The organism is uncultured Formosa sp. (assembly GCF_947500765.1).
GTDB lineage: Bacteria > Bacteroidota > Bacteroidia > Flavobacteriales > Flavobacteriaceae > Formosa.
Map to the genome: position 1 here is coordinate 1 of NZ_CANMTH010000033.1, position 2,547 is coordinate 2,547.

The 2,547-nt window shown below is 31.0% G+C and carries 2 protein-coding genes; both read left to right on the forward strand.

The genetic code is table 11. The features are described from left to right. Window positions 1–77: 77 nt before the first annotated feature. On the forward strand, window positions 78–1,265 hold the full coding sequence (locus Q1B05_RS18430; RefSeq protein WP_299782907.1) for a DUF4861 domain-containing protein: 1,188 nt from the start codon (window positions 78–80) through the stop codon (window positions 1,263–1,265). 74 nt (window positions 1,266–1,339) lie between these two features. Beyond that, window positions 1,340–2,311: a type I phosphomannose isomerase catalytic subunit gene (locus tag Q1B05_RS18435; protein WP_299782909.1), complete on the forward strand. Its 972-nt coding sequence runs from the start codon at window positions 1,340–1,342 to the stop codon at window positions 2,309–2,311. Window positions 2,312–2,547: the final 236 nt, after the last annotated feature.

A 2,547-nucleotide genomic window follows, 5' to 3' on the forward strand; every position in this document is an offset into this window, starting at 1 on the left:
TTTTGTAAACGGACATGTTGTGTATGTAGATGGAGGAATTTTAGCTACAATAGGAAAACCTTCAAACGAAGATTAATATGAAAAATGCATTCATTTATACGTGTATCGCAGCTTCAGTATTTTTTGTAAGTTGTGATAAGCAAGATAAAGATACGAGAACAATTACAGTAAAAAATACTTTAGAGTTACCTAGAAGTTTTGAAACTGTAGAAATCTCTAAATCAGATGTGGTTTTAAAAGAAGGCGAACATTTTGAAGATTTAAGTATTCAAGATGCTAAGACTAAAACGATCTTAGTTTCACAATTTGTAGACGAAGATCAAGATGGTTCAGCCGATGTTTTATTATTTCAACCTGAATTGGCTCCCAAATCAGAAAAACAATTCGAATTAGTAAAAGCAGATGCAGTAGCTATGCAAGATACTGTAGCGTATTGTTATTCTAGATTTGTACCTGAACGTACAGACGATTATACTTGGGAAAACAACAAAGTTGGGTTTAGAACTTATGGACCTTTAGCTCAAAAAATGATTGAAGATTCAATACCTGGAGGGACATTGTCTAGTGGTATTGATGCGTGGTTAAAAAAAGTCGAGTATCCTATTATTAATAAATGGTATGCAGAAAACGATAAAGCTCCAGGTTATTATCATATCGATCATGGAGAAGGGTTAGATAATTTTCACGTAGGTTCAAGTCGTGGCGTAGGAGGATCTGCAGTGAAAGTAGATACATCGTATTATATTTCTAAAAACTTCACAACATGGAAAACCATTACAACAGGACCAATAAGAACGAGTTTTGTATTAAGCTATGCAGATTGGGACGCTAATGGTAAAACAATTAGTGAAGAAAAACACATTTCTTTAGACTACGGAAATAATCTATCACGTTTTGAAATTCATGTTACAGGTACAGACGAACTTTCTATTGGATTAACGTTACATAATAAAGATGGAGAGATTACAGAAAATGTAAAAGACGGATGGATTGCATATTGGGAACCTAATTATTTCGATTCAGAAATAGGGACAGCCGTAGTTGCTCCAAAAGGTGTCATGACAGCATCAGATCATTACGTTACTAATATGACAGATCGTAGTAATTTATATTCACAACTTAAAGTGAATGATAACAAAGTTGTATATTACGCTGGTTTTGCTTGGAAAGGATCTAATCAATATCCAACAAAAGCATTATGGGAAAATTATTTAAGTGAATTTTCACAAAAAATAAATACACCCTTAGAAGTTACCTTTAATTAATAACAATAAATCTAATTGAAAAGAGGTTTCAAAATTTAGGTTTTGGAACCTCTTTTTATTTAATAATTAAAAACATGTCATTATATCCATTAAAATTTACTCCACTATATAAATATAGAATTTGGGGCGGAGAAAAATTAAGAACAGTATTACATAAAAACTATCAAGACCATAATATTGGAGAGTCTTGGGAAATTTCAGATGTTAAAGGAGACGAAACAATTGTTAGTGAAGGTGTTTTAGAAGGTAAAACATTAAGAGCGTTAACAGAAGAGTATAAAGAAGATGTTGTTGGTAAAACAGTTTATAATACATTCGGAACAGAATTTCCGTTGCTTATAAAGTTTATAGATGCCAAAACACCTTTATCAATACAAGTACATCCAAATAATGAAATAGCAAAAGAACGTCACAACTCATTTGGTAAAAATGAAATGTGGTATGTTATGGAAGCAGAAAAAGATGCAGAGCTAATAGTAGGCTTTAATCAGAAAGTAGATAAAGCGTCTTATGTAAAAGCATTAGAGTCTGGACGCATTTTAGAGGTCCTTAATAATGATGTTGTATCTAAAGGAGATACTTATTATATACCAACAGGACGTATTCATGCTATAGGATCAGGAGTTATGTTGGCAGAGATTCAACAAACATCAGATATTACGTATCGGATATACGATTACGACCGAGTAGATGCCACTACAGGTAAAACAAGAGAGCTTCATACAGAGTTAGCGGTAGACGTTATAGATTATAGTGTAAGCGATACGTATAAAACAAAATACTCTAAACCTGAAAACGGAACAAACCCTCTAGTACATTCACCATATTTTAAAACTAATATTGTAAATGTAAAAGGGGAAATGAATAAAGACTATTCTGCATTAGATTCTTTTGTCATATATATATGTGTAGAAGGTGAATTAGATTTACTTTGGAACGATGTTACTTACAAAATGTTTAAAGGTGAAACAGTTTTTCTTCCAGCAACAATAGATACTGTAACATTAAAGTCTAAAAATGCTGATGTTTTAGAAGTATATTATTAATGATATTTATTTTAATTGATGATTACTTTATATAATAGATTCATATTAGAAGACTGTATCTTTAATATAATAAGTATAACTACTATATGTAAATAAGAAAAAGGGTAGGAGTAGAGTTACAATTGAAACTATTTAGTGCTTCATATAATTAGATAATGCATTATAATATCAGAATAATCATATTTAATAGAAATAAACGCATTCGTAACAATCTACTAACCTAGTCTTTACGTTTT